This window comes from Pseudoalteromonas sp. NEC-BIFX-2020_015 (assembly GCF_012952265.1).
GTDB lineage: Bacteria > Pseudomonadota > Gammaproteobacteria > Enterobacterales > Alteromonadaceae > Pseudoalteromonas > Pseudoalteromonas neustonica.
In genome coordinates, this window is record NZ_JABCJL010000025.1 from 1 (window position 1) to 23999 (window position 23999).

Here is a 23999-nt window from a genome sequence, read left to right on the forward strand (position 1 = left end):
CTACGCTTTCCACTTTTTTTGTCAACACTTAAATTTAAACTTTATAAAAATTCAAACTCAAGTTTTACTCGACTCACTGATTAACTCTTGCCCCGCTAAGCGTTGCTGTCTGCCGTCTCAGTGGGGTGCATTATAGGGAGATCCAAAAACAGATCAACCCTTTTTTGATGAAAACTTGAAATTAAACACTGTTCGATGAGTATTTAAGCTAAACGCTCAAAAACAACACTAAACATCTCTATTTTCACTCATATTCCATTAGTTAAATGAAAATAAGTCGCCACGTCTATTTATTGGGAGTGGCTCCTTACCCTAATAATCGGTTTTATGTTGGATCTTCCGGATTTGCATTGTTTTACTAAGCATAATTTAAATAGTATTAAAAAATTGAACACAGACTGTTTCTGATAAGCTTCATCTAATCTATATATGTCAGATAAATGCTGGCGTATATATGTGCAGGCTCATCCCAGCCCCTTTTTGATTACAACCACATACGCTTATTATTAAGTTTAGATACTCACCTCAATTTAGCCCAAATTATTGGTTTCATTATGGCAATAGAATCGTAAAGCATTTGCGACTAATACATGTGGTAATTTTGCAGTATTACAGTGCACACTTTAAAGGTAACAGCCTGAAGGTAAGTTCATGTAAATATGCAATAGTTGAGGCGGGTTACTTTTTGAGGTGTGTTAATAGGATGAAAAATGTTTAGTGTTCAACTCGCAGCATATAGAGTTAGCTGAGTCATTCGTTATATCTCTAAATTCCAGACATTAAAAAGCCGAGCATAAGCTCGGCTTTTTGGTGTCTTTAAGACTTACTCAGCAGACTGCGCGTCATCTTGAACTTCTTCGGTAGCAGATGTGCGACCTACTAGTTCAATATAAGCCATTGGTGCTTTGTCACCAGTACGGAAGCCACACTTAAGAATACGAGTGTAACCACCTGGGCGATCCGCGTTACGAGGACCGATTTCACTGAACAATTTACCAACTACTTCATTATCACGCGTGCGAGCAAACGCTAAACGGCGATTTGCTACACTGTCAGTCTTAGCCAGTGTGATTAAAGGTTCAATTACACGACGTAACTCTTTCGCTTTAGGCAATGTAGTTTTGATGATTTCGTGTTTCACCAAAGAACCTGCCATATTGCTGAACATCGCTTTACGATGGCTGCTGTTACGGTTTAATTGACGACCACTCTTACGATGGCGCATGACCCTATCCTTCTAACTAAACTAATATAGTGATTTAGATTATTCAGCTAGGCTTGCAGGTGGCCAATTTTCTAGGCGCATACCTAGAGAAAGACCACGTGAAGCTAGCACGTCTTTAATTTCAGTTAGAGACTTCTTACCTAAGTTAGGCGTTTTAAGAAGCTCTACTTCTGTGCGCTGAACTAAATCACCGATATATTGAATTTGCTCGGCTTTCAAACAGTTTGCAGAACGTACTGTTAATTCAAGATCATCGACTGGACGAAGTAGAATAGGATCGAATTCTGGCTTCTCTTCTTTCTCTTCTGGCTCAGTAACATCACGTAAATCTACGAATGCTTCTAATTGCTCAGCTAAGATAGTAGACGCACGGCGGATCGCTTCTTCAGGATCTAAAGTGCCGTTTGTTTCCATATCAATGATTAACTTGTCTAAGTCTGTACGTTGTTCAACACGTGCTGATTCAACCGAGTACGCAATACGTTCAACTGGACTAAATGATGCATCAAGCAACAATCGACCAATTGGACGCTCATCGTCATCAGAGGATAAACGGCTAGATGCCGGCACATAACCACGACCGCGTTCAACACGAATTCGCATGCTGATCGCGCTGCTATCTGTCGTTAAATGACAAATAACGTGATCTGGGTTAGCAATTGTTACATCGCCATCGTGCTGAATATCTGCCGCAGTCACAGGGCCTACACCAGACTTAGTCAGGGTAAGAAAAACTTCATCTTTACCTTCTAAAGTTACTGCTAGACCTTTAAGATTTAACAGAATTTCAATGATGTCTTCTTGTACGCCTTCTTTCGCGCTGTACTCATGCAACACACCGTCGATTTCAACTTCGGTAACTGCACAACCAGGCATAGACGAAAGAAGTATACGGCGTAAGGCATTACCCAACGTATGACCGAAGCCACGCTCTAATGGTTCTAAAACAACTTTAGAACGTGTTGGGTTTATAGCGTCGATATCGACTAACCTTGGTTTTAGAAATTCTGTAACAGAACCCTGCATTTTATCCTCTCTTAACTCTTAACTTTACTTAGAGTAAAGTTCGACGATTAGTTGTTCATTAATGTCCGCAGACAGATCTGAACGCTCAGGTAGGCGTTTAAAATTACCTTCCATTTTCTTACCGTCAACTTCAACCCAAGTCGGTTTTTCACGTTGCTCGGCTAGTTCTAGAGCAGCGATGATACGAGCTTGTGTCTTAGACTTTTCACGGATAACTACTACATCTTCTGGAGTAATTACAAATGAAGGAATGTTCACAACACGACCATTAACTAAAACCGCTTTGTGGCTTACTAGCTGACGTGCTTCAGCACGTGTGCTTGCAAAACCCATGCGGTATACAACATTGTCTAAACGTTGCTCTAAAAGCTGTAACAAGTTTTCACCTGTGTTGCCCTTAAGGCGAGCAGCTTCTTTATAATAGTTACGGAATTGCTTTTCTAATACACCGTAGATACGACGTACTTTTTGCTTTTCACGTAATTGTAAACCGTAATCAGATAAGCGACCTTTACGAGCGCCGTGCTGACCAGGTGCAGTCTCAAGTTTACACTTAGAGTCGATAGCTCTTACGCCGCTCTTAAGGAACAGGTCAGTGCCTTCACGACGACTCAGCTTGAGCTTAGGGCCCAAATATCTTGCCATGTTATTTCTCCTAACCTATTGTTAAACGCGACGTTTCTTCGGTGGACGACAACCATTGTGTGGTATAGGCGTCACGTCAGTAATGTTGGTAATACGGTAACCAGCAGCATTCAAAGCACGTACAGCAGATTCACGACCTGGACCTGGACCTTTGATGAAAACTTCTAGATTTTTTAAACCGTATTCTTGAGCAGCAGTACCTGCACGCTCTGCAGCAACCTGAGCAGCGAATGGTGTAGATTTACGTGAACCACGGAAACCTGAACCACCGGCAGTAGCCCATGATAGTGCATTACCTTGACGGTCGGTAATTGTAACAATAGTGTTGTTGAAAGACGCATGAACATGAGCCATACCATCAGCAACTTGCTTTTTAACCTTTTTACGACGAATTGGTGTCTTAGCCATAATACTATCCCCTTATCGCTTAATAGGCTTACGAGGACCCTTACGGGTACGCGCGTTAGTCTTAGTTCTTTGACCACGAAGTGGTAAAGAGCGACGGTGACGTAGGCCACGGTAACAACCAAGGTCCATAAGGCGCTTGATATTCAAAGTAACTTCACGACGAAGGTCACCTTCTACAGTGTACTTGCTTACTGCTTCACGCAATACATCAAGTGTTTCGTCTGAAAGTTCACCGATTTTTGTGGTTTCGGCGATACCAGTCGCTACTAAGATAGCCTTAGAGCGAGTCTTACCTATGCCATAAATAGCTGTTAAACCAATAACTGCATGTTTATGATCAGGGACGTTAATGCCAGCAATACGGGCCACTAACACATCTCCTATATTTGAATTCGGTTATCATCTGTTTGAAGAGCCCGTAAGGATACTCAAACGAAGACCAAATCACTACTGAAAACACAGGCCGAGTAACCTCAGCCTGTACGACTTATTAATTAACCTTGCCTTTGCTTATGCTTAGGCTCACTGCAAATTACACGTACAACACCGGCACGTTTAATAACTTTACAGTTACGGCATATTTTCTTAACGGAAGCACGTACTTTCATTGCTCAACTCCGTAAACTGACCTTATCGACCGTAGCCTTTAAGGTTCGCTTTTTTCAGCACAGAATCATATTGATGAGACATCATATGAGTTTGTACTTGTGCCATAAAGTCCATGATGACAACAACGATAATCAAAATTGATGTACCGCCGAAGTAGAATGGCGTTTGCCATGCCATCGTCATGAATTCGGGCACCAGACAGATAAAGGTTATATACAAAGCACCTGCCAATGTCAGGCGTGTCATCACTTTATCAATGTATTTCGATGTCTGCTCGCCTGGACGAATACCTGGGATAAATGCGCCAGATTTTTTCAGGTTATCTGCTGTTTCACGTGGGTTAAACACCAACGCTGTATAGAAAAAGCAAAAGAAGATAATGGCTGCGGCTAAAACTAATGCATACAATGGCTGACCTGGAGTCAACGTTGAAGCAATAGCTTGTAACACATCAGCGACAGGACCTTCACCCTGACCGAACCAGCTGGCAATAGTACCAGGGAACAGTATTATACTGCTAGCAAAGATTGGTGGAATAACACCCGCCATATTAACTTTCAGTGGTAAATGCGTGCTTTGGGCAGCAAATACTTGACGACCTTGTTGACGCTTTGCGTAGTTAACGACGATACGACGTTGCCCACGTTCAAAGAATACTACAAGATAAGTTACAGCGAATACGATTACCGCAATCAATAACAATGCTAAAACATGTATGTCACCTTGGCGCGCCATTTCGGCTGTCGAACCGATAGCAGACGGCAGGTTAGCTACAATACCAACAAATATTAGAACTGAAATACCGTTACCGATACCTCGTTCAGTAATTTGCTCGCCCAACCACATCAGGAACATGGTACCTGTTACTAAACTCACCACTGCGGTGAAATAGAAACCCATACCAGGGTTAACAACTAACCCGTCCATCATACCCGGTAAGCTTGTGGCAATACCGATTGATTGGATAGTAGCAAGCAAAAGCGTGCCATAGCGTGTGTACTGGCTTATTTTCTTACGCCCTTGTTCACCTTCTTTCTTAAGCTCTATAAACGGAGGATACATATGCGTTAATAGTTGCGTAATAATTGAAGCTGTGATGTAAGGCATAATACCCAGTGCTAACACTGAAGCGCGCTCAAGCGCACCACCGCTGAACATGTTAAACATTTCAACAATGGTGCCCTTTTGTTGCTCGAAGAAATCGGCAAGTACAGCGGCGTCAATCCCAGGGATCGGCACAAATGAACCTAGACGGTAAATAATGATAGCGCCCAATACGAATAGTAATCGACGTTTCAATTCCGAAAGCCCACTTTGTGCACTTTGTATATCTTGACCTGGTTTAGCCATTAGTACTTCCTTAGTCTTCTACCTTGCCTCCGGCAGCTTCAATAGCTTCGCGAGCACCTTTAGAGGCTTTAAGGCCTTTTACAGTAACTGCGCGTGAAACTTCGCCAGATTTAACAACTTTAACGAACAGAACGTTCTTTTTAACTAGACCAGCTGCTTGTAACGTACTTAGGTCTACCACATCGCCTTCTACTTTAGCGATTTCGTATAGGTTTATTTCTGCAGATACTAAAGATTTGCGAGAAGTGAAACCAAACTTAGGTAGACGACGTTGCATAGGCATTTGACCGCCTTCAAAACCAACGCGTACTTTACCGCCAGAACGTGACTTTTGACCTTTGTGACCACGACCACCAGTCTTACCTAGACCAGAACCGATACCACGACCAACACGTTTTGGAGCAGATTTAGAACCTGCAGCAGGAGAAAGTGTATTCAAATGCATTCGAATTACCCCTCAACCTTAACCATGTATGAAACTCGGTTAATCATACCACGCACACATGCTGTGTCTTCTAACTCAACAGTGTGATTGATACGACGTAAACCAAGACCGCGTAATGTAGCTTTATGCTTCGGTAAACGACCGATAGAGCTCTTTACTTGTGTTACTTTTACAGTTTTATTAGCCATGGTTTACCCCAGAATCTCGTCTACTCGAAGACCACGTTTAGCAGCGATCGACTGAGGAGAATTCATATTCTCAAGAGCTGAGATCGTTGCACGTACAACGTTGATCGGGTTAGTAGAACCGTAACATTTAGAAAGTACGTTCTGCACACCAGTCACTTCAAGTACTGCACGCATAGCGCCACCTGCGATGATACCAGTACCTTCAGAGGCTGGTTTCATGAACACTAGTGAGCCAGCATGACGCCCTTTAACAGGGTGCTGTAATGTGTTGCCATTTAGGTCTACGTTGATCATGTTGCGACGTGCTTTTTCCATTGCTTTTTGAATAGCAGCTGGAACTTCACGAGCTTTACCATAACCGAAACCTACTTTACCTGCGCCGTCACCAACTACTGTTAGTGCAGTGAAGCTAAAGATACGACCACCTTTAACTACTTTAGACACACGGTTTACCGCGATTAGCTTTTCAGCTAGATCAGGCTGTTGTTGCTTTGCTTCTACGTTAGCCATTGTCTACTCCTAGAATTGCAAACCGGCTTCACGCGCAGCATCAGCTAGCGCCTTCACACGGCCGTGATATTTAAAGCCACTGCGATCAAAAGCAATCTTTTCGATGCCTTTGTCAGCCGCACGTTCTGCAACCGCTTTACCAACTGCTTGCGCAGCTGCTAGGTTGCCTGTGCCTTTAACTGTTTCGCTAATAGCTTTTTCAACAGTAGAAGCAGCAGCCAGTACATTACCCTCAGCAGTAACTACTTGAGCGTATATGTGACGTGGCGTGCGGTGGATAACAAGACGCGTTGTGCCTTGTTCAATATAATTTCTACGAGTGCGTTTAGCACGACGTAGACGAGCTGTTTTTTTATCCATCGTCTTACCTTACTTCTTCTTAGCCTCTTTACGGCGTACATTCTCATCTGAATAACGAACACCCTTACCTTTATAAGGCTCAGGTTTACGGTATGCACGAATGTTAGCAGCTGTTTGACCAACTAACTGCTTATCTACGCCCTTAACTAGAACTTCTGTTTGGCTTGGAGTTTCAATCGTAATTCCTTCAGGAACTGCGAAATTAACTGGATGTGAGAAACCAAGAGTTAAGTCTAAAACTTTACCCTTTGCTGCTGCACGGTAACCAACGCCTACTAACTGAAGTTTCTTCTCGTAACCTTCATGCGTACCAACAACCATGTTGTTGATAAGAGCGCGAGCAGTACCTGCTTGTGCCCATGCATTGGCTACGCCTTCACGAGGTAAAGTTGTAATAACGTTGTCGTTAAGTTGTACTTCAACAGCTGAGTTGATAGTACGCGTTAATTCGCCGTTTTTGCCTTTAACTGTGATGTCCTGGCCTTTTAATGTAACTTCTACACCGGCAGGAACATTAATTGGTGCCTTTGCTATGCGAGACATAGTTCCCCTCCGATTAAGCTACAAAACCAATGATTTCACCACCAACACCAGCACTACGTGCGGCGCGGTCTGTCATTAGGCCTTTAGAAGTTGATACGATAGCGATACCTAGACCACCCATTACCTTTGGTAATTCGTCACGTCTCTTATAGATACGTAAACCAGGGCGGCTAACACGCTGGATATTTTCAATAACAGCTTTGCCTTCGAAGTATTTCAACTCGATAGAAAGCTCAGGTTTAACATCACCATTGATTTCAAAATCAGTGATGTAACCTTCATCTTTTAATACTTTAGCTAATGCTACTTTCAGCTTTGAATTAGGCATCGTTACAGATACTTTCTTCGCTGACTGACCGTTACGAATTCGTGTGAACAAATCCGCGATAGGATCTTGCAAGCTCATAGTCTTACTCCCGTGATTCTATTACCAGCTAGCCTTTTTAAGGCCAGGAATTTCACCGCGCATAGCTGCTTCGCGAACTTTAATACGGCTCATGCCGAATTTGCGAAGGTAACCATGTGGGCGGCCCGTAATGTTACAACGATTACGTTGACGTGCAGGGCTAGAATCACGCGGTAAAGCTTGTAGCTTAAGTACTGCGTCCCAACGATCATCGTCAGATGTTTTCACATCACTGATGATAGTTTTTAGTGCTGCGCGCTTTTCAGCGAACTGAGCAACTAATTTAGTGCGCTTTGCTTCGCGCGCTTTCATAGAATTCTTTGCCATAACCCTACCCTTATTTCTTAAATGGGAAGTTAAACGCTTCTAACAACGCACGGCCTTCCTCATCTGTTTTCGCAGATGTAGTGATTGTGATATCCATACCGCGTACACGGTCTACTTTATCATAATCAATTTCTGGGAAGATGATTTGTTCACGTACGCCCATGCTGTAGTTACCACGTCCATCAAAAGACTTAGCACTCACACCACGGAAGTCACGGATACGTGGGATAGCGATTGAAACCAAACGCTCAAAAAAGTCCCACATACGCTCGCCGCGTAGGGTTACTTTACAACCAATCGGGTAGCCTTCACGCACTTTAAAGCCAGCAACAGATTTGCGTGCTTTAGTGATTAAAGGTTTCTGACCAGAGATTGCAGCTAGATCAGCAACAGCGTGATCTAAAATCTTCTTGTCAGCTAGGGCTTCGCCCACGCCCATATTCAATGTGATCTTTTCGATCTGAGGGACTTGCATGACAGAGCTGAAACCAAACTTCTCTTGAAGTTCAGCAACTACTGTGTCTTTATATACTTCATGCAGTTTCGCCATCATTCTACTCCAACTATTAGATAGTTTTACCAGTAGATTTAAAGATACGTAATTTCTTACCATCTTCAATCTTGAAACCTACACGATCTGCTTTACCCGTTTCCGAGTTGAAGATCGCAACGTTTGATGCATCCATAGACGCTTCTTTCTCAACAATGCCGCCAGCTTGGTTCAATTGTGGAACCGGCTTTTGGTGTTTCTTGATCAAGTTTATGCCTTCGACAAAGATTCGACCAGATTCAGTAACAACTGAAAGCACTTTGCCGCGCTTACCTTTGTCTTTACCTGCTAGTACGATTACTTCGTCATCACGACGGATTTTTGCTGCCATGATTGGCTCCTTACAGTACTTCTGGGGCTAGTGAAACGATTTTCATGAACTTATCATTACGAAGCTCGCGAGTCACAGGGCCGAAAATACGTGTACCAATTGGCTGCAAGTTATCATTTAAGATAACAGCCGCGTTGCTGTCAAAACGGATCAAAGAACCATCTGGACGGCGAACACCTTTTCTGGTACGCACAACTACCGCGTTTTTAACATCACCTTTCTTCACTTTACCGCGAGGAATAGCTTCTTTTACAGAAACTTTAATGATATCGCCAATCGCTGCGTAGCGACGGTGTGAACCACCAAGGACTTTTATACACTGCACTTTGCGAGCGCCGCTGTTATCAGCAACTTCCAGCTGAGTTTGCATTTGGATCATGTTAATGACCTCCGGTGTAGTTATAACAAATTGTCTTAAATTTGTTTAAAATCAAGACATTTAGATTAAAAACCACTCAAAAAACAACAGCGTTGTCTCTTAAGGGCGGGCAATTGTACCAGCATTGAAGGGGTAGCGATAGGTTATTTTTTAATTAATTTAGAATTACAGCACTAGGTAATCTTAGAGGGGAGTATATTTTGCTATTTAACAGCTGTTTATAAAACAATCAGGGTATTTTTATACCCTGATTGTTTTTTCTACGAATAAATACAGTAAAGGTTAGCCAAATAAACCTTTTAGTTTATCTTTGATTTTATCTTTTGCTTTTTCTTTGACTTCATCTTTAGCTGCTTTACTCACATCTAAACTAATATTAACATCGTGAAATGGCCCCTTGATACGCAGTGGTACTTTAAAGCCAGTGCTATTATCAGTCGTGCCCTGACCTTCAAGTGAATCGACGATACCTGTGACTAACCGATAGTTAACAGTAGCAGCAGGCAAATTGACATCCCCTTCACCACTAATGCGCACCAATGGACTCAATAAGCTCAAGTCTGTATTTTTACCCACGCCATTCGTAAAATTAAAGCTACCCGTTAACGCCGAAAAGTCAGTCTGCTGTGAATTATCAAAGCCCGTATCGAGTCCTTCAGAGACAGCGCCGAAGTTGCCTTTTATAAGCTCTTTGCCTTTGCGTACCATTTCAGCAATATTTGCGCCTTTTATTGCCCCATCAGCAAACTCAAAGGCTAACTTACCTTGTAGTGCCCCCATAAAGTCTTTTTGACTTTGCCCTGACGTCGATAAATCCCAATTAAGTGAGCCTTTACCGATCAATTTATCAAAACCTGCGGCATCAGTTAGTAAAGGTTGTGCATCTATTTTAGCTAATGAAAAGTTGGTGCTGATTTTATAAGGCGTTTGCTTTGCATTAACCGTTATTATGCCTTTGCCATTACCTTTATACGCTGCAAATTTATCAAGACTAATTTTTGCTACTGCATTTTTAAGGTTTACTGTGAATTGGTTTGCACCAAGTTTTATCTCATTTGCTTTTAATCCACTTGAATGGATCACGATATTTGCATCAAGGGCATTTAAGCCACTTAAATCCATTTTGGTATTATCCCAAACTATAGGCTGTGCTGGTGCATCACTTGCAGATTCTGGAGTTTCGGTTTGAGCAACCGCTTCAGGTAAGTAAGGGTTTAAATCAAGCATGCCTAAATCTATATCAGCATTAACAGCTAAACGCTTACCTAAGCTAAGCTCGCTTTTACCTTTAACCTCTAATTCATCCAATGTAGCAATCAATTCAGATAAATTAAACCTATCATCTTTCATACGCATTTTACCGCTAACACTAAATGCGTTAAAGGCACTGTCTTTCGCATTAAGGTCAACACCTTGCCATTTGGCGATATCTTTAACTGAGTCACCACTAAGTGCCAATTGACCTTGAATATCCTTACCTTGACCTGCAATAGCACCTTTAAATTCGACATCTACTAACTTTGATGTAATATTTTTGGTTACATTAAATGTATCCCCTTCAATTACTTTGGCCGGATTATCAACCGTCACATCAAGCTCAAAACGTTCTTGCATGTAGGTAATAGCCCCTTTCACTTCTAGTGTTTTATGAAGTGAAGGTAATAATATAGCTAGTTCGAGGTCGTTTATTTCTTGCTTAACCCCTGTTTTTCCATCTAAGTAAACAAACTTTCCACCATAAATAGCCACTTCCCCTAACGAAATATCAAAATTTTCAGGTAATTTAACTGCACCACCATTTTGCTGTTGCTCAGCAGGTTTTGCTACCGCATCAAATAGTTGCCAATTAGCTTTACCGTTTTTATCCGTTTCAAGCAGAATATCTGGCTCATTGATCACAAACTTCTCTAGCTTCAGCTCACCACCAAATAATGAAAACCATGGGATGTGGATCGCAAGTTGCTGCATACTTGCCATATTTGCACGTGAGCCGCTTTTCATATTGGCAAAATGCACATCTTCAAGTTCAAGCTTTAATGAAGGAAAAACCGATAATGTTTTATCCCCTTTAATCGTTAATGTACGTCCTGTGGTTTGTTCAACCTGCTGCGAGACTTTATTAAAGATTGCGTCTGTTGGTATTAAAAAAGGTGCCGCGACGATTAAAGCTACGAACAGCAAGAGTATTACACCAATTACTTTGAGTAGGGTTTTCATGATGATCCTTCGAATGTGCAAATAATGTTCTTATAATAGCGGGAGTAAGACCCAAAAGCATTGCTCCGCCTGTAAAAAATGAATTTTCCTCAGTCTATATTAATGACATGAATAGTCACTGAAACATTTTGATACCTTTAGGTTACAAAAAAACTTGACCCAATGATACCTTGAGGTTACATTGATACCTGTAGGTTACAAAAATATAAATTAACACTTTCACAGGATGGACTTTATGAAACAACAAGAGATTAAAACAGAAGAAAAATTTATGAGTCAGAACATATGGATTAGTTTAAGCGCTGGCATAGTTTGTTTACTTCTCAGTGTTTACTCACTAATAAAGCATGATATTGAGGGGCTTTTGATTGTTGGAATGAGCGTTTTATTTTATATGATTATAGTGATCATTTACGTTATTAAAGGGGGCTTTCCGTTAAAAATGTATTTTCAATACGCTTATAAAGATGAGTTTCTAAACACCATTGACACTAATGCATATAAACACACAAGTATTGCATTTGGACTTTGCCTTCTTGGTGTTTTTTATAAAAGCGATGAAATACCTACCGAATTTTCGCATGCCGCTATGGCAGTATTCTACATAGGGATCATGCTTTTGGGATATGGCGCTTCATTGCTTTGGCAGAGCCGTGATTAGGAGTTAATGTGCACAACCATATAGCTGAATTTCGCAAAGCTGCAGGACTGTCGCAACAAGAACTAGCCGATGCGATTAGTGTGTCTCGTAAAACCATTAGCACAATCGAAACATCACGCTTTACACCGTCAGTGATCATTGCATTGAAGATAGCACAACACTTTAATACCTCTGTTGAGCATCTTTTTACGCTTGACGATGGTGATTAAACACTTTAAACGCAATCTTGTGTAGATTTGCATTAGCAAGATTGCATCCCCTTTATTCTTAGGTATGATGCATAGCCCTGTTGTTTTTAGGCTTTTTGCGCTAAAATTAAACAACTAAAAAATGTATATACTTGGAGTACCGTCCGGCATGAAAAAACTGCTTATTTCACCTTCACAAATGGCATTAGGCGATCAAGAAGGTCATATTTATCAAAATATCTTAAAGCAGGCTTCAGAGCTCAGCCTTAATCTAATGGCGGTGAAAATAGAAAATCATCCTGAAGACTTTTTAGGTTGGTGTTACGAACTGCTCAACGCTAGTCGCGATCGTATTAATTATGACTTACTTGAAAGCGCCCAATTACCTGTATTAAAAAAGCTCCATGACTTATTAATTTCAGCGATTAGCTTTTTGCAGTTAAAAACTCTACGTGTAGCCCCTTGGCCCGTAGTGAGTGTCTTTATAGAGCAACATAAAGATATATTAGCACTTGATGAGCAATTACGCCTTACAACTTATATTGCAAGCATTCGTGAACAAACATTAAAAGATATGATCCCTGAAGATTTACTCGCTTTTAGCGGTAAACACACTTCGTCTCTTGATCCTAGTAACTACAATTTTGATGTAGAATGGTTTAGTTCAACAAAAAGCGCGAAAGGTTTTCATTTAATGCTGGGTGATCTGCCTGCATTATTTGATGATGCACTCGCGCATATACCGCTTGAAGGCGAAGTAACTGAAGCTGATTACCAAGAATTTGTTGTTAAATATTTACTCGCGTTTAACGAAAGTAATGAAAAACCAACTCTCGCACCTGCAACTCGACTGCTTGCAATGCGTCGCCCGGATGTATTTACACCCATTAATAACACTCGCTTAGATGCACTTTGTTCAGCGCTGGCTATTACCAAATTAAATAACCGTGACTTTGCGCGCTATTGGCAAGATATTGTGCAAACAATTAATAATATGTCTTGGTTTAAAATGGCAAATGGCGAAAGTGAATTAGACCAACAGCTTGTTGCAATTAAAGCACTGCTGCCTTGTTTATTTTATTATGCTGATAAAAACACACCAGAGAACTCTAACTACATTAAGCTACTAAACAAACCTAAACGTGCAACTAGCACTGGCACAAAAAAGGTTCGTCGCGGTAAAGAATCAGCTGAAATATTAGTTGATCGCGCTCTAGCTGCTGAGGATATGCCTGAGCATATTCGTGCCAAACGTGATTCTATTATTAGCGAAGTGCAAAAAGGCCGTGGAGTTAATGAAACAATTAGCCTAATGCGCACAATCTTTGGCTAATTTACATTAAAATTGGTAAAAACCCGCTGCAATCGTTTTGTGCATGCGGGTTTTTTTATGCACCAAGAAAGTGCGTAATACTTACCTAATACAACCCACCCTCTTCCCTCTAAAAATTCACATCTTTGTTTTTAAAGTGATAAAAATATAAATGTGCAATTTCAATTCAACTTGGCACAAGCACTGCTAATATCTTATTAGACAACTAAAAAGGGCTCGCCAATTAATAGGCTGCAACCAACTAAAATAATTACGAGTCAATAAATCAGCATAACAACAGGATACCAAACATGATTAGACTAAAAACAGTGATTGCTATAAGCGCGCTTGCATTAATGGGAACAACATCAACAACAGCTTATGCAGAAGTAACAGCTAACGTAGCAGCAACTTCAAACTACTTATGGCGTGGACAAGAGCAAACTAATGGTGATGCTGCAATATCTGGTGGTATTGATTATGTAAACGAGTCTGGTTTTTACGCAGGTACTTGGGTATCCAATGCATCTTGGGCCGATGAAATGACCTATGAACTTGATTTTTACGCAGGCTTTGGTGGCGATATTAACGAAAATATCAGTTATGACGTCGGTTATATTTATTACGCATACCCTGATGCGGCATCATCTGCTGACGCTGATTTTTCTGAAATTTACGGTAGTCTCAGCATGGGCGGTTTCAGCTTTGGTGCATCTATTTTGGCAACGTCAGCGGCAAGTGGTGATGGATCTGACTTCGGTGACTCTTTATACCTAACCGCTGATTATGGCTTCGCTATTGGTAGTAACGGGACTGAAATGGCATTGCATGTTGGCCATTACTCAGGTGACTTTATAGGCGATGACAACATCATCGACTACGGTATTTCAATCTCTAAAGATGGCTTTACACTTGGCCTGTCTGATAACGATATCGATGGCTCAGATTTAAAAGCTTACGTTGCTTACTCTGTCGATTTTAATTTATAAAAAAGAATGTGTTACTTGCTGCAACACTAAGGGCCGCAAGGCCCTTTCTCAATCACGGTAAGCGGTAAGCAGTAAGCGGTAAGCGGTAAGCAGTAAGCAGTAAGCAGTAAGCGGTAAGCGGTAAGCGGTAAGCGGTAAGCGGTAAGCGGTAAGCGGTAAGCGGTAAGCGGTAAGCGGTAAGCGGTAAGCGGTAAGCCAAAATCTACTCAATTCAGATTTTATGTCAAGGCTTACCAAGCGCTCAGGGCGCTTAAAACTTACAAATGGTGAGCTTGGATGCATTAATAACCACGCATAAACGACTTGGTCAATCTCGCAGCTCTTCCCATCAAACATAAACAATGACTCATCAACAAAATGAAACAGTATATTTACATTTCCCCCCCCCCTGATATATTGTTTGATAACCAATCAAAGGGAATTGAATACGATGAATAAAATACTGCTTTTTATTTTGTTATTGCCAGCTTTTCTACTAGCAAAACATGTTTCAGCACAAGGGGATGGCCTTATTTGTAGTAATTACTGGCAGGCACAATTTTCAAGCTGTCCTGCAGATAAAATTGCTTTTATAAAACAACAAACCTACATACCTACTTTACAAGATAGCTGCAGTAATGGTGATGCTATTTGTATTGGTGATGCCAATAATCAGCCATTTTATCAACCTTACGCTATTTATAATATTGATGATAACGAAGCCAATAGATTCCAAGTCAAAATAGTCCCCAAGGTAGTTAACGCAAATGGTCTAGTGACTCAACAAGGCCACATCACCGTGCAACGCATAAACTCAACACAACACGAACGTGACTTTGTAAAGCACTTAAATGAAGCACAGCATTACCATAAACAAGTACAAGATACGCTGTTCTTCACTCAGAAAGATAGTGTCATGTATTCGGGGAGTGAACAGTCAACGGTAAAATCGTCTCTCAATGCCTGTAAAACTGCAATGAGCTACGTTAATAATGATAGTAACTGCGGAGGTATTTTAAACAACGAGATTCGTCTTGAAGTTCAAAATAATGCCAACGCAATTGCAGTCGTTGCTGCACTGGATAAAGCAAGCGCCTTTATTAATCTCGTTTTAGGCAATGTTGAAACTGACAAGTTAAATAAAATACTCAATTATGATGTAATTATGCGCTTTGATGATGGCAGTATGATAGTTGTCAACGTAGATGTAACTAGAGGGGTTGCAAAAATCATTGCTGATTTAGATGCTTCAAGTGCCGCTAATGGCCAAACCCTGAAAAAATATTTAGAATCTCAAAATGTTATTAAAGAATCTCACTCTCCTGATGAGCTAGAGTCTTTAATAAACAATCCACAAAGAGGCAATCTGCAAACTCATTGTCGCCCTCAAGGTGTAATGACTGGCGTCAATACAAGGCTAATACGTACAGTTATACTTGTGGACAAACACGGTAACGAGCGTGTTATAAATATTTATCAAAGAGAAACAACTTATATAGCCGTTGGTAACTGCTAGCTTTAATATTTATAGCGCGATGTCGAATCGCGCTATAAAATAATCTTACACTTCACGGCACGCTATGCCCTGTTGAACCTTGTCAAATACGATACCTTTGCTCACGGCTGAGTTTTAATAGTTTAGCTGCAGCCGCAGACTCAATACGCTTGAAATGGCCTGTACTTAGTGCAACCGTTGGGGAACTTGGGTGTATTAATAGCAAGGCATAAACGACTTGGTCGATCTCGCAGCTCTTCCCATCAAACATAAACAATGACTCATCAACAAAATGAAACAGTATATTTACATTTGTCCCCCCCCTGATATATTGTTTGATAACCAATCAAAGGGAATTGAACACGATGAATAAAATACTGCTTTTTATTTTGTTATTGCCAGCTTTTCTACTAGCAAAACATGTTTCAGCACAAGGGGATGGCCTTATTTGTAGTAATTACTGGCAGGCACAATTTTCAAGCTGTCCTGCAGATAAAATTGCTTTTATAAAACAACAAACCTACATACCTACTTTACAAGATAGCTGCAGTAATGGTGATGCTATTTGTATTGGTGATGCCAATAATCAGCCATTTTATCAACCTTACGCTATTTATAATATTGATGATAACGAAGCCAATAGATTCCAAGTCAAAATAGTCCCCAAGGTAGTTAACGCAAATGGTCTAGTGACTCAACAAGGCCACATCACCGTGCAACGCATAAACTCAACACAACACGAACGTGACTTTGTAAAGCACTTAAATGAAGCACAGCATTACCATAAACAAGTACAAGATACGCTGTTCTTCACTCAGAAAGATAGTGTCATGTATTCGGGGAGTGAACAGTCAACGGTAAAATCGTCTCTCAATGCCTGTAAAACTGCAATGAGCTACGTTAATAATGATAGTAACTGCGGAGGTATTTTAAACAACGAGATTCGTCTTGAAGTTCAAAATAATGCCAACGCAATTGCGGTCGTTGCTGCACTGGATAAAGCAAGCGGCTTTATTAATCTCGTTTTAGGCAATGTTGAAACTGACAAGTTAAATAAAATACTCAATTATGACGTAATTATGCGCTTTGATGATGGCAGTATGATAGTTGTCAACGTAGATGTAACTAGAGGGGTTGCAAAAATCATTGCTGATTTAGATGCTTCAAGTGCCGCTAATGGCCAGACCCTGAAAAAATTTCTTAATGATATAAATAAGGTCGAAGATTTTTACTCACCTGATGAACTTGAATCTCTAGTAAGAAAAAACAACTTAGAAACTCATTGTCGCCCTCAAGGTGTAATGACTGGCGTCAATACAAGACTAATACGTACAGTTATACTTGTGGACAAACACGGTAACGAGCGCGTTATAAATATTTATCAAAGAGAAACAACTTATATAGCCGTTGGTAACTGCTAGCTTTAATATTTATAGCGCGATGTCGAATCGCGCTATAAAATAATCTTACACTTCACGGCACACTATGCCCTGTTGAACCTTGCCAAATCCGATACCATTGCTCACGGCTGAGTTTTAATTGTTTAGCTGCAACCGCAGACTCAACACGTTTGATATTGCCCGTGCCCAGTACCACTGATGGTGAGCTTGGATGCATTAATAACCACGCATAAACAACTTGATCTATTGAACTTTCACCAATTTCTCTGCCAACTTGCTCAAGTACGTGGCGCAAGCGAATGGCTTTATCATCGTTATCCGCATAGATGCGCCCGCCTGCTAATGGTGACCAACACATAGGCTTGATATCAAGTAGCTGGCATTGATCCAAACTGCCATCATCCAGCGCTTTCATTTCATAGGGTGAAAACTCAATTTGATTAGTGACTAGTTCAAAATCCAAGCGTGATTGTAATAAGCTTAATTGCGATGGCGTAAAGTTAGATACGCCAAATTCCAACACATCGCCACTTTGTTTTAGGGTAGTAAATGCTTTGGCCATTTCGTCGGCATTCATTAAATAATCGGGACGATGAATAAGTAATACATCTAAACGATCTGTATTAAAATGCTTAAGGGATTGCTGCGCTGAAGCTATAATATGCCGCGCACTTGAATCATAATGGTTTGCCTGACCCGCCAACCCCAAGCTTGGAAATGCGGGCTTAATACCGCACTTGGTAATAATTTTAATATCATCACGAATGCTTGGCTTTAATAACAACGCCTTACCAAACTGCGCTTCACAGCCATACTCGCCATAAATATCAGCATGATCAGTGTGCTTTACACCTGCATCTATAGCTTGCTCTAGAAAGCTTAAGCATTGCTGCGCAGAGATTTTCCAATCTAATAACCGCCAAAAACCAAGTACCAATTCATCTATTTTTCGTTCTGTGTTAGTCATAATTTACCTTACTGTTATTGCTTACTTCCTTGCCGTTAAGCCTGTGTTAATAAGCCGTTACAATTTAATTCTCATCACGCATGAGTTATGCTTTATTCTACCCTCTTAATAAGGTATTAATAGCAATAATATTTGTACCTATAAATGATTAATAAAGGAATAATAACAATGAGCTCATCAAACGCCCTATCTGCATGTGTTGATATTTTTATCAGCCCAAGCAAAACCTTTAATGGCTTAAAAGACGCAAAAGGCTGGTCTTGGCTTGCCTTTACATTAATAGCTACAGCACTTGCTATTAGTACATACGTATTTTATACCAATGCGGACTCACAGTTTATTCTAGAAGAGCAAGTAGCCGCAGCCAGTATTGATGCCACGATTGGTGAACAAAAAATGATCCGCCAAAGTATGGAGCAAAGTATTGATAGCCAAGTATGGTTTGCAATTGGCGGTGGCCTTTTTGCCATAATTATCATGAATGCGCTTATTGCCGGCTACTATTTATTGGTTTCCAAACAAGATCCAGATGCTCAGCATAGCTATGGGGCTTGGTATGGCTTTGGTGTGTGGACCATGATGCCAGCAATTATCTCAAGCTTGGGTGTATTAGCTTTGGTACTTACAGCCAGTACGGATCAGCTTTCAATGAGTATTTTTAACTACGCTTCGATTAATCAATTGATTTTAGGGCTACCACTTGGTCACTCTCTCTATTCGCTAACAGAAGCCATTAGTATATTTACTGTTTGGGGCATTGCACTGGCAGCCATTGGTTTAAAGTGCTGGACTAACTTTAGTTTGAATAAAGCTATTTTGTTTGCTGCTTTACCAAATGTAGTCATATTTGGTATTTGGGCGATCATCGCTCTAGTATAAAAATAAAGGCAGGTGTAATAGCCTGCCTATTGCGTATTAACAGGAAGTAAAATGAAAAAAGCAATTATAGTTACCCTTGCGATCAGCGCTTTTATTGCTCTTATTGTATCTAAGCAAATCACCGGCAATGAAGATCTAGCCGAGGTTAACATTGCAACCGTGGAACAAGGCAGTATTGCAGATTCTATTATGGCCTCTGGTAACTTGGTTTTTAACACGCAAGTACAGCTGCGCTCTGAGGTAACAGGCCGTGTAGACAAAGTATTTGTTGAGGAAGGACAGAGTGTACAACAAGGCGATATTCTAATGCGCCTTGATACCACCGCATTTGAATCAGAAGTAACACGTAACAAAGCTGTTTTACGTGCCAGCGAAATAGAGATTAAACACAGTAAAACTCGCCTACTAAATATTGAACGCCAATTAAAGCGTCAAAAAGAGCTTTATGATGTAGGCCTCGCTGGTCAAGAAGTGTATGAAAATCTGAAAAACGCAAGAGATCTTGCAAAAATAGACATTGAAGCGCGAGGTGAGGCCTATAATCAAGCTAAAGCTTCACTATCTATTGCTGAAGATAGACTCAGTAAAAGTGTATTTCGTGCCCCAATGAGCGGTTTGTTAGCCTCAGTAAATATTAAAGAAGGCGAAACTGTGATTGCTGGTACAACCAATATTATTGGCTCAGATCTTATGCTTGTTGCTGATCCTAGTGCTATTTTAGCTGAGTTAAGAGTTGATGAAACCGATATTGCTGGCATTAAACTCGACCAACATACTGATATATACGCAGCCGCTTACCCAAATCAACCTTTTACTGGCAAAGTCATTAACATTGGTACTTCGGCTAAAAACCAAGTTGGTTCGCAAGGGCTCTCATTCAGAGTAAAAGTATTGCTGGATAACACTGATCGACAATTATATGCAGGTATGAGCTGTCGCGCTGAAATTGCGACAAGTATCGCGGTTGATGGCTTAAAACTGCCTATTGAAGCAATACAAAAAGAAGATGACAAATATTTTGTGTGGCGCTTAAATGATGACAATACCGTTACTAAAACGTACGTAAAAGTTGGTATTTCATCTGATATTGAACAAGCGGTCACTAGTGGTCTGGATAAAGGTCAGCGTATAGTGATTGGCCCTGCTCGCCCTGTTAGTAAGTTAAAAGAAAACGATACAGTAAAAATTAAACAATCTATCGCCAAGGATGCTAAATAATGTCTGCGGTCATTAAGCTTGAGCACATTAACAAGCAATACAAAATGGGTGATCAAATATTTAAGGCCCTTGATGATGTAAACGTTGTAATTGAAGAAAACGAATACGTTGCTATTATTGGCCCTTCGGGTTCTGGCAAATCAACGCTAATGAACTTACTTGGCTGTTTAGATACACCAACCAGCGGTGACTACTTTTTAAAAGATAAGCTCGTAAAAAGCATGACTGAAACCGAACTTGCTCATCAGCGCAATGAAAGTGTGGGCTTTATTTTTCAAAGCTTCAATCTGTTGCCTCGTGCGTCCGCACTCGAAAATGTTATGCAACCTTTGGTTTATCGGTTTATTCCTGCAAAGCAACGTAAAGAAAAAGCACTCGAAGCATTACAACGAGTAGGCCTTGGCGATAAAGTAAATCACCTATCAAACCAGCTTTCGGGTGGCCAGCGCCAACGTGTTGCCATTGCCCGTGCTTTAGTGACTAAGCCACATATTTTGCTTGGCGATGAACCAACTGGCAACCTAGATAGTAAAACCACCACCGAGATTATGGCTTTATTCGATGAGCTACATAACGAAGGTCATACCATTATATTGGTAACTCACGAACAAGAGATTGCTGATCACTGCCAACGTGTCATTCGCTTAGTCGATGGTAAAGTTGTCAGCGATGTACGCAAAGGTACGGGAGAAAAACAAAATGTTTAAATCCGCCATTGCTATCATAGAAGGCACTAAAGCTGCATTAATGGCCATTAAGGCCAACGCAATGCGCAGTGCCTTAACCTGCTTAGGGATCATCATTGGGGTGGCCGCAGTTATAACTGTGGTTGCTGTTATGCAGGGTTTTACCAAACAGATTAACGATCAATTAGCCGACATGGCACCAGATGTAACTTCTATTAAGCCATTTACCAGTATTGAACAAGAAATGGTTGGCAAAAACGCCAAGCTAACTTACACAGACTTTTTAACCTTAAAAGCCCGAGTCAAAGAAGCTGAAACATTTACCGCTTTAATGTTTACTTGGCGCTTTTCTGGTGGTGCTGAATATGGTAATAAAAGCCACTCATCACGTGTTATGGGAACAGAGCAAGATTATCAAAAAGCCTATAGAACGTTCCCTGAACTTGGTCGTTTCATTCGTGCGGAAGACGATGAAAAACGCCGTCGCGTCGCTTTTATTGGCCCCTCCATCATCGAAAAACTTAATTTACCAGAGAACCCTGTTGGCGAGTATATTAAGCTCGGTGGTGAATGGTTTAGAATTATCGGTGTAGCCGAAAAACAAGGCAGCTTGCTAGGCTTTGATCAAGATGATTATATAAATATTCCTATCAGTACAATGAGCGCACTAGAAGGCGCGAACAGCAGTAGTAATGTACAAATAATGTTTAGGCTTAAAGAAGGCAGCGATGAAGAGTTGGTACTGGCCAAAATCACTCGAATTTTACGTCAATTACACAAACTTAAAGATGATGATGAAAATGACTTTGAATTTGAAACCGCTGAAAAAGCCCGCGCGAATGTTGATAAATTTACAGGCAGTGCCACCGCTATAACAGCTGGGATAGTCGGGATTAGTCTCATTGTTGGCGGCATTGGTGTTATGAATATTATGCTAGTATCAGTAACAGAGCGCACGCGTGTTATTGGTACACTCAAAGCACTTGGCGCAACCCCAGGGTTTATTATGCTCCAGTTTTTAGTTGAAGCTGTAGTATTGTCATTATTTGGTGGTTTAATTGGTCTTGCTATTGGTTATGGGGCTGCAACATTGATCTCATTATCAATGCCCAGTATGCCGGATGCGTATATACCGGCTTGGGCCGTTATGCTGTCGTTCGGTTTTACTTCGTTAATTGGGATCGTGTTTGGATTAGCCCCCGCGATAAAAGCTGCAAGGCTAAACCCAATAGATGCATTACGCTACGAATGATCATTGCACTTTATAAGGTACCTTAGCACAGCTTACTTCTACTGTTTTAGGGTACCAAGCAGGGCCTACTTCATTCACAACGAGCTCAGCCACGCCATTGGAAAATGATTTATAGGTATGTACACTTTGCCATTGCGAATCAGGGCAAACATCAGATAAATCAACAGTATCTGATCCTTCATAAAGTGCAGCTGCAAAGTTATGATGCCATTGCTCACTTTTATGATTGGTAGCCAAGTCATCATACTGACCGTTATCAAAATGGATGTTAGTACAACCCGTCAGTGCTATAAATGCCACACCCAGCATTAATTGTGCTGTATTTTTCATATCCCCGCTCCTTTGTTTTTCTGTTCATCACACCACACTTTAATTGTATGAGGTGAATAGATGCCCAAGGTAACTAACCCCAGTGCCCCATCTGTAAAAGTTTGCTGCGACTGCATTTGTACAACAGCTTGCTCACCACATACTTTTTTTACATCAACACGTTGATCACCAACCAGTCCCCACATAAAAAATGGGCGGCTATCTTGATATGTTGGCGAGGTACTTACTTTTGCCATCTTTTGTGGCTGAATCGTAACTGCTGAGCACCCAGAGAGTATCAGCAATAATAATGTAGTTAGAAAAGCCTTCATGGCCTTGTCCTTGTGTGTTGGTTTGGAAAGTCATCATTATACATTCGCCTTTACTGTAAAATAAGTAAGAAACTGTTGTAAAAATGTAGACTCCTGTAAGCTTTAGGGCTGCTCATTATTGGACTGAACTTTTGCCAATATCATGAACCTAACGCACCATACTTACATAATCATGCGTTATTTAAATTGTTATACCCAAACCACTTCAATACATGAACGAGATGAACGATGAAACAATTAATCCATAATACACTCGCGCCTTTTGCCTTTATTTTAATAATGTTTAGCCATTTAAGTTTTGCAGCAACCCCTGAACAAGAAGTTGGGCACTTAATTAGCTTCATCGCAAAAAGTAATGCTGTTTTTATCCGAAATGGTGATAAACACACCAGCCAAGAAGCCGCAGACCACCTAGCCATGAAATACAAAAAAGCACAGCGGTACGCAAAAACAGCAGATGATTTTATCGAAAACTTAGCCAGTAAAAGCTCATGGAGCGGTAAGGTCTACACCGTTATCCTTACTGATGGCACGAAACTCACAGCGAACGACTGGTTGACTGTTGAATTGACGCAATTTAGAGAAACAGAAAAGCCGCAGTAAATGCGGCTTCGATTTCACTCTTAGGAGAGGTGAACAGGTATTCTGTATATTTGACAAGCTTGACTACTGCTAATAGCACTACTTTAAAGTCACACTATAAAATTAATATAGCCTAATATTTAGCTAACACAATGATTTAATAATAATCAAAAAAACTTAACATTCCCATAATGTAAACTAGAGATTACTCATGCTCGATTTAAACACCCA

34 protein-coding genes are annotated in these 23999 nt (G+C 40.7%); 11 read left to right on the forward strand and 23 right to left on the reverse strand.

The genetic code is table 11. The annotated features are described in order from the left end of the window. Nucleotides 1–823: 823 nt before the first annotated feature. The 18 genes from rplQ to HH219_RS16585 form a co-directional block, all read right to left on the reverse strand. Nucleotides 824–1225 (reverse strand): 50S ribosomal protein L17, encoded by a 402-nt coding sequence (gene rplQ / locus HH219_RS16500; RefSeq protein WP_054206426.1) that lies wholly within the window; start codon nucleotides 1223–1225, stop codon nucleotides 824–826. A 39-nt stretch (nucleotides 1226–1264) separates the two neighbouring features. Beyond that, complete coding sequence (gene rpoA, locus HH219_RS16505) at nucleotides 1265–2251, reverse strand: DNA-directed RNA polymerase subunit alpha (protein WP_054206425.1); 987 nt, start codon at nucleotides 2249–2251, stop codon at nucleotides 1265–1267. Between the two features lie 24 nt (nucleotides 2252–2275). After that, entirely contained in the window at nucleotides 2276–2896 is a 621-nt protein-coding gene (gene rpsD, locus HH219_RS16510) for a 30S ribosomal protein S4 (protein ID WP_016710205.1), read from the reverse strand. 21 nt (nucleotides 2897–2917) lie between these two features. Further along, complete coding sequence (gene rpsK / locus HH219_RS16515) at nucleotides 2918–3304, reverse strand: 30S ribosomal protein S11 (RefSeq protein ID WP_002959471.1); 387 nt, start codon at nucleotides 3302–3304, stop codon at nucleotides 2918–2920. 12 nt (nucleotides 3305–3316) lie between these two features. Next, complete coding sequence (gene rpsM / locus HH219_RS16520) at nucleotides 3317–3673, reverse strand: 30S ribosomal protein S13 (protein WP_054206424.1); 357 nt, start codon at nucleotides 3671–3673, stop codon at nucleotides 3317–3319. Nucleotides 3674–3798: 125 nt separating this feature from the next. Then, complete coding sequence (rpmJ, locus tag HH219_RS16525; protein ID WP_002959476.1) at nucleotides 3799–3912, reverse strand: 50S ribosomal protein L36; 114 nt, start codon at nucleotides 3910–3912, stop codon at nucleotides 3799–3801. A 22-nt stretch (nucleotides 3913–3934) separates the two neighbouring features. Continuing rightward, nucleotides 3935–5263: a preprotein translocase subunit SecY gene (secY, locus tag HH219_RS16530; RefSeq protein WP_054206423.1), complete on the reverse strand. Its 1329-nt coding sequence runs from the start codon at nucleotides 5261–5263 to the stop codon at nucleotides 3935–3937. Between the two features lie 10 nt (nucleotides 5264–5273). Then, a complete protein-coding gene (rplO, locus tag HH219_RS16535; RefSeq protein WP_054206422.1) occupies nucleotides 5274–5708 on the reverse strand; it encodes a 50S ribosomal protein L15 in 435 nt (144 codons plus the stop codon). Nucleotides 5709–5713: 5 nt separating this feature from the next. Next, nucleotides 5714–5896 (reverse strand): 50S ribosomal protein L30, encoded by a 183-nt coding sequence (gene rpmD, locus HH219_RS16540; protein WP_004589203.1) that lies wholly within the window; start codon nucleotides 5894–5896, stop codon nucleotides 5714–5716. A 3-nt stretch (nucleotides 5897–5899) separates the two neighbouring features. Further along, entirely contained in the window at nucleotides 5900–6406 is a 507-nt protein-coding gene (gene rpsE / locus HH219_RS16545) for a 30S ribosomal protein S5 (protein WP_002959485.1), read from the reverse strand. Nucleotides 6407–6415: 9 nt separating this feature from the next. Beyond that, nucleotides 6416–6766, reverse strand: coding sequence for a 50S ribosomal protein L18 (gene rplR, locus HH219_RS16550; RefSeq protein WP_054206421.1), 351 nt, complete (start codon nucleotides 6764–6766; stop codon nucleotides 6416–6418). Between the two features lie 9 nt (nucleotides 6767–6775). Next, nucleotides 6776–7309 (reverse strand): 50S ribosomal protein L6, encoded by a 534-nt coding sequence (gene rplF / locus HH219_RS16555; protein ID WP_054206420.1) that lies wholly within the window; start codon nucleotides 7307–7309, stop codon nucleotides 6776–6778. 13 nt (nucleotides 7310–7322) lie between these two features. Further along, nucleotides 7323–7715 carry a 30S ribosomal protein S8 gene (rpsH, locus tag HH219_RS16560; RefSeq protein WP_054206419.1) on the reverse strand — a complete coding sequence of 131 codons (393 nt, stop codon included), beginning with the start codon at nucleotides 7713–7715 and terminating at the stop codon, nucleotides 7323–7325. A 21-nt stretch (nucleotides 7716–7736) separates the two neighbouring features. After that, a complete protein-coding gene (rpsN, locus tag HH219_RS16565; protein ID WP_054206418.1) occupies nucleotides 7737–8042 on the reverse strand; it encodes a 30S ribosomal protein S14 in 306 nt (101 codons plus the stop codon). Nucleotides 8043–8052: 10 nt separating this feature from the next. Next, nucleotides 8053–8592, reverse strand: coding sequence for a 50S ribosomal protein L5 (gene rplE / locus HH219_RS16570; RefSeq protein WP_054206417.1), 540 nt, complete (start codon nucleotides 8590–8592; stop codon nucleotides 8053–8055). 16 nt (nucleotides 8593–8608) lie between these two features. Continuing rightward, nucleotides 8609–8923 (reverse strand): 50S ribosomal protein L24, encoded by a 315-nt coding sequence (rplX, locus tag HH219_RS16575; RefSeq protein ID WP_054206416.1) that lies wholly within the window; start codon nucleotides 8921–8923, stop codon nucleotides 8609–8611. A 10-nt stretch (nucleotides 8924–8933) separates the two neighbouring features. Beyond that, on the reverse strand, nucleotides 8934–9302 hold the full coding sequence (rplN, locus tag HH219_RS16580; RefSeq protein WP_002959498.1) for a 50S ribosomal protein L14: 369 nt from the start codon (nucleotides 9300–9302) through the stop codon (nucleotides 8934–8936). A gap of 282 nt (nucleotides 9303–9584) precedes the next feature. Then, a complete protein-coding gene (locus HH219_RS16585; RefSeq protein ID WP_169328089.1) occupies nucleotides 9585–11519 on the reverse strand; it encodes an AsmA family protein in 1935 nt (644 codons plus the stop codon). Between the two features lie 235 nt (nucleotides 11520–11754). Here HH219_RS16585 and HH219_RS16590 point away from each other — a divergent pair, with 235 nt between their 5' ends. The 4 genes from HH219_RS16590 to HH219_RS16605 all read left to right on the forward strand — a co-directional run bounded on the left by HH219_RS16590 (nucleotide 11755) and on the right by HH219_RS16605 (nucleotide 14669). Further along, nucleotides 11755–12180: a hypothetical protein gene (locus HH219_RS16590; RefSeq protein ID WP_169328090.1), complete on the forward strand. Its 426-nt coding sequence runs from the start codon at nucleotides 11755–11757 to the stop codon at nucleotides 12178–12180. An 8-nt stretch (nucleotides 12181–12188) separates the two neighbouring features. Next, a complete protein-coding gene (locus tag HH219_RS16595; protein WP_054206413.1) occupies nucleotides 12189–12389 on the forward strand; it encodes a helix-turn-helix transcriptional regulator in 201 nt (66 codons plus the stop codon). A gap of 148 nt (nucleotides 12390–12537) precedes the next feature. Next, nucleotides 12538–13701 carry a hypothetical protein gene (locus HH219_RS16600; RefSeq protein ID WP_169328091.1) on the forward strand — a complete coding sequence of 388 codons (1164 nt, stop codon included), beginning with the start codon at nucleotides 12538–12540 and terminating at the stop codon, nucleotides 13699–13701. Nucleotides 13702–13991: 290 nt separating this feature from the next. Further along, entirely contained in the window at nucleotides 13992–14669 is a 678-nt protein-coding gene (locus HH219_RS16605; protein ID WP_054206411.1) for a TorF family putative porin, read from the forward strand. 48 nt (nucleotides 14670–14717) lie between these two features. On the opposite strand, the gene HH219_RS16610 is transcribed toward HH219_RS16605, so the two are convergent. Next, a complete protein-coding gene (locus HH219_RS16610; protein ID WP_169328088.1) occupies nucleotides 14718–15005 on the reverse strand; it encodes a hypothetical protein in 288 nt (95 codons plus the stop codon). A 94-nt stretch (nucleotides 15006–15099) separates the two neighbouring features. On the opposite strand from HH219_RS16610, the gene HH219_RS16615 reads away from it, so the two are divergent. Beyond that, nucleotides 15100–16164 (forward strand): hypothetical protein, encoded by a 1065-nt coding sequence (locus tag HH219_RS16615; RefSeq protein ID WP_169328092.1) that lies wholly within the window; start codon nucleotides 15100–15102, stop codon nucleotides 16162–16164. An 82-nt stretch (nucleotides 16165–16246) separates the two neighbouring features. Here HH219_RS16615 and HH219_RS16620 read toward each other — a convergent pair whose 3' ends face one another. Next, a complete protein-coding gene (locus HH219_RS16620) occupies nucleotides 16247–16414 on the reverse strand; it encodes a hypothetical protein (RefSeq protein WP_211842168.1) in 168 nt (55 codons plus the stop codon). A gap of 94 nt (nucleotides 16415–16508) precedes the next feature. Between HH219_RS16620 and HH219_RS16625 the strand changes: the two genes are divergently transcribed. After that, entirely contained in the window at nucleotides 16509–17564 is a 1056-nt protein-coding gene (locus HH219_RS16625) for a hypothetical protein (RefSeq protein ID WP_169328093.1), read from the forward strand. 52 nt (nucleotides 17565–17616) lie between these two features. Here HH219_RS16625 and HH219_RS16630 read toward each other — a convergent pair whose 3' ends face one another. Further along, the gene (locus HH219_RS16630; RefSeq protein WP_169328094.1) at nucleotides 17617–18510 is read right to left on the reverse strand and encodes an aldo/keto reductase; all 894 of its coding nucleotides are present in this window, start codon (nucleotides 18508–18510) and stop codon (nucleotides 17617–17619) included. Nucleotides 18511–18678: 168 nt separating this feature from the next. Between HH219_RS16630 and HH219_RS16635 the strand changes: the two genes are divergently transcribed. Genes HH219_RS16635 through HH219_RS16650 form a run of 4 tightly spaced genes read left to right on the forward strand, consistent with a single transcriptional unit; the run spans nucleotide 18679 to nucleotide 22545 of the window. Then, nucleotides 18679–19389: a YIP1 family protein gene (locus HH219_RS16635; RefSeq protein WP_169328095.1), complete on the forward strand. Its 711-nt coding sequence runs from the start codon at nucleotides 18679–18681 to the stop codon at nucleotides 19387–19389. 51 nt (nucleotides 19390–19440) lie between these two features. Next, on the forward strand, nucleotides 19441–20607 hold the full coding sequence (locus HH219_RS16640; protein ID WP_054206406.1) for an efflux RND transporter periplasmic adaptor subunit: 1167 nt from the start codon (nucleotides 19441–19443) through the stop codon (nucleotides 20605–20607). Next, entirely contained in the window at nucleotides 20607–21314 is a 708-nt protein-coding gene (locus HH219_RS16645; RefSeq protein WP_169328096.1) for an ABC transporter ATP-binding protein, read from the forward strand. The genes HH219_RS16640 and HH219_RS16645 overlap by 1 nt, the downstream gene beginning before the upstream one ends. Next, nucleotides 21307–22545 (forward strand): ABC transporter permease, encoded by a 1239-nt coding sequence (locus HH219_RS16650; protein WP_054206404.1) that lies wholly within the window; start codon nucleotides 21307–21309, stop codon nucleotides 22543–22545. The genes HH219_RS16645 and HH219_RS16650 overlap by 8 nt, the downstream gene beginning before the upstream one ends. On the opposite strand, the gene HH219_RS16655 is transcribed toward HH219_RS16650, so the two are convergent. Further along, the gene (locus tag HH219_RS16655) at nucleotides 22546–22875 is read right to left on the reverse strand and encodes a hypothetical protein (protein ID WP_169328097.1); all 330 of its coding nucleotides are present in this window, start codon (nucleotides 22873–22875) and stop codon (nucleotides 22546–22548) included. It abuts the gene before it with no gap. After that, a complete protein-coding gene (locus HH219_RS16660; protein WP_054206402.1) occupies nucleotides 22872–23186 on the reverse strand; it encodes a Bor family protein in 315 nt (104 codons plus the stop codon). Before HH219_RS16660 ends, HH219_RS16655 begins: the two co-directional genes overlap by 4 nt. A 228-nt stretch (nucleotides 23187–23414) precedes the next feature. Between HH219_RS16660 and HH219_RS16665 the strand changes: the two genes are divergently transcribed. Then, nucleotides 23415–23789 carry a DUF5329 domain-containing protein gene (locus tag HH219_RS16665; RefSeq protein WP_169328098.1) on the forward strand — a complete coding sequence of 125 codons (375 nt, stop codon included), beginning with the start codon at nucleotides 23415–23417 and terminating at the stop codon, nucleotides 23787–23789. The last annotated feature ends 210 nt before the right edge of the window (nucleotides 23790–23999 follow it).

Bases quoted from the DNA above. Each gene is read 5' to 3' on its own strand.
- rplQ (WP_054206426.1), bottom strand. From the start codon at position 1,225: ATGCGCCATCGTAAGAGTGGTCGTCAATTAAACCGTAACAGCAGCCAT.
- rpoA (WP_054206425.1), bottom strand. From the start codon at position 2,251: ATGCAGGGTTCTGTTACAGAATTTCTAAAACCAAGGTTAGTCGATATC.
- rpsD (WP_016710205.1), bottom strand. From the start codon at position 2,896: ATGGCAAGATATTTGGGCCCTAAGCTCAAGCTGAGTCGTCGTGAAGGC.
- rpsK (WP_002959471.1), bottom strand. From the start codon at position 3,304: ATGGCTAAGACACCAATTCGTCGTAAAAAGGTTAAAAAGCAAGTTGCT.
- rpmJ (WP_002959476.1), bottom strand. From the start codon at position 3,912: ATGAAAGTACGTGCTTCCGTTAAGAAAATATGCCGTAACTGTAAAGTT.
- secY (WP_054206423.1), bottom strand. From the start codon at position 5,263: ATGGCTAAACCAGGTCAAGATATACAAAGTGCACAAAGTGGGCTTTCG.
- rplO (WP_054206422.1), bottom strand. From the start codon at position 5,708: ATGCATTTGAATACACTTTCTCCTGCTGCAGGTTCTAAATCTGCTCCA.
- rpmD (WP_004589203.1), bottom strand. From the start codon at position 5,896: ATGGCTAATAAAACTGTAAAAGTAACACAAGTAAAGAGCTCTATCGGT.
- rpsE (WP_002959485.1), bottom strand. From the start codon at position 6,406: ATGGCTAACGTAGAAGCAAAGCAACAACAGCCTGATCTAGCTGAAAAG.
- rplR (WP_054206421.1), bottom strand. From the start codon at position 6,766: ATGGATAAAAAAACAGCTCGTCTACGTCGTGCTAAACGCACTCGTAGA.
- rplF (WP_054206420.1), bottom strand. From the start codon at position 7,309: ATGTCTCGCATAGCAAAGGCACCAATTAATGTTCCTGCCGGTGTAGAA.
- rpsH (WP_054206419.1), bottom strand. From the start codon at position 7,715: ATGAGCTTGCAAGATCCTATCGCGGATTTGTTCACACGAATTCGTAAC.
- rpsN (WP_054206418.1), bottom strand. From the start codon at position 8,042: ATGGCAAAGAATTCTATGAAAGCGCGCGAAGCAAAGCGCACTAAATTA.
- rplE (WP_054206417.1), bottom strand. From the start codon at position 8,592: ATGGCGAAACTGCATGAAGTATATAAAGACACAGTAGTTGCTGAACTT.
- rplX (WP_054206416.1), bottom strand. From the start codon at position 8,923: ATGGCAGCAAAAATCCGTCGTGATGACGAAGTAATCGTACTAGCAGGT.
- rplN (WP_002959498.1), bottom strand. From the start codon at position 9,302: ATGATCCAAATGCAAACTCAGCTGGAAGTTGCTGATAACAGCGGCGCT.
- HH219_RS16585 (WP_169328089.1), bottom strand. From the start codon at position 11,519: ATGAAAACCCTACTCAAAGTAATTGGTGTAATACTCTTGCTGTTCGTA.
- HH219_RS16590 (WP_169328090.1), top strand. From the start codon at position 11,755: ATGAAACAACAAGAGATTAAAACAGAAGAAAAATTTATGAGTCAGAAC.
- HH219_RS16600 (WP_169328091.1), top strand. From the start codon at position 12,538: ATGAAAAAACTGCTTATTTCACCTTCACAAATGGCATTAGGCGATCAA.
- HH219_RS16605 (WP_054206411.1), top strand. From the start codon at position 13,992: ATGATTAGACTAAAAACAGTGATTGCTATAAGCGCGCTTGCATTAATG.
- HH219_RS16610 (WP_169328088.1), bottom strand. From the start codon at position 15,005: ATGTTTGATGGGAAGAGCTGCGAGATTGACCAAGTCGTTTATGCGTGG.
- HH219_RS16615 (WP_169328092.1), top strand. From the start codon at position 15,100: ATGAATAAAATACTGCTTTTTATTTTGTTATTGCCAGCTTTTCTACTA.
- HH219_RS16620 (WP_211842168.1), bottom strand. From the start codon at position 16,414: ATGTTTGATGGGAAGAGCTGCGAGATCGACCAAGTCGTTTATGCCTTG.
- HH219_RS16625 (WP_169328093.1), top strand. From the start codon at position 16,509: ATGAATAAAATACTGCTTTTTATTTTGTTATTGCCAGCTTTTCTACTA.
- HH219_RS16630 (WP_169328094.1), bottom strand. From the start codon at position 18,510: ATGACTAACACAGAACGAAAAATAGATGAATTGGTACTTGGTTTTTGG.
- HH219_RS16635 (WP_169328095.1), top strand. From the start codon at position 18,679: ATGAGCTCATCAAACGCCCTATCTGCATGTGTTGATATTTTTATCAGC.
- HH219_RS16640 (WP_054206406.1), top strand. From the start codon at position 19,441: ATGAAAAAAGCAATTATAGTTACCCTTGCGATCAGCGCTTTTATTGCT.
- HH219_RS16645 (WP_169328096.1), top strand. From the start codon at position 20,607: ATGTCTGCGGTCATTAAGCTTGAGCACATTAACAAGCAATACAAAATG.
- HH219_RS16650 (WP_054206404.1), top strand. From the start codon at position 21,307: ATGTTTAAATCCGCCATTGCTATCATAGAAGGCACTAAAGCTGCATTA.
- HH219_RS16655 (WP_169328097.1), bottom strand. From the start codon at position 22,875: ATGAAAAATACAGCACAATTAATGCTGGGTGTGGCATTTATAGCACTG.
- HH219_RS16660 (WP_054206402.1), bottom strand. From the start codon at position 23,186: ATGAAGGCTTTTCTAACTACATTATTATTGCTGATACTCTCTGGGTGC.
- HH219_RS16665 (WP_169328098.1), top strand. From the start codon at position 23,415: ATGAAACAATTAATCCATAATACACTCGCGCCTTTTGCCTTTATTTTA.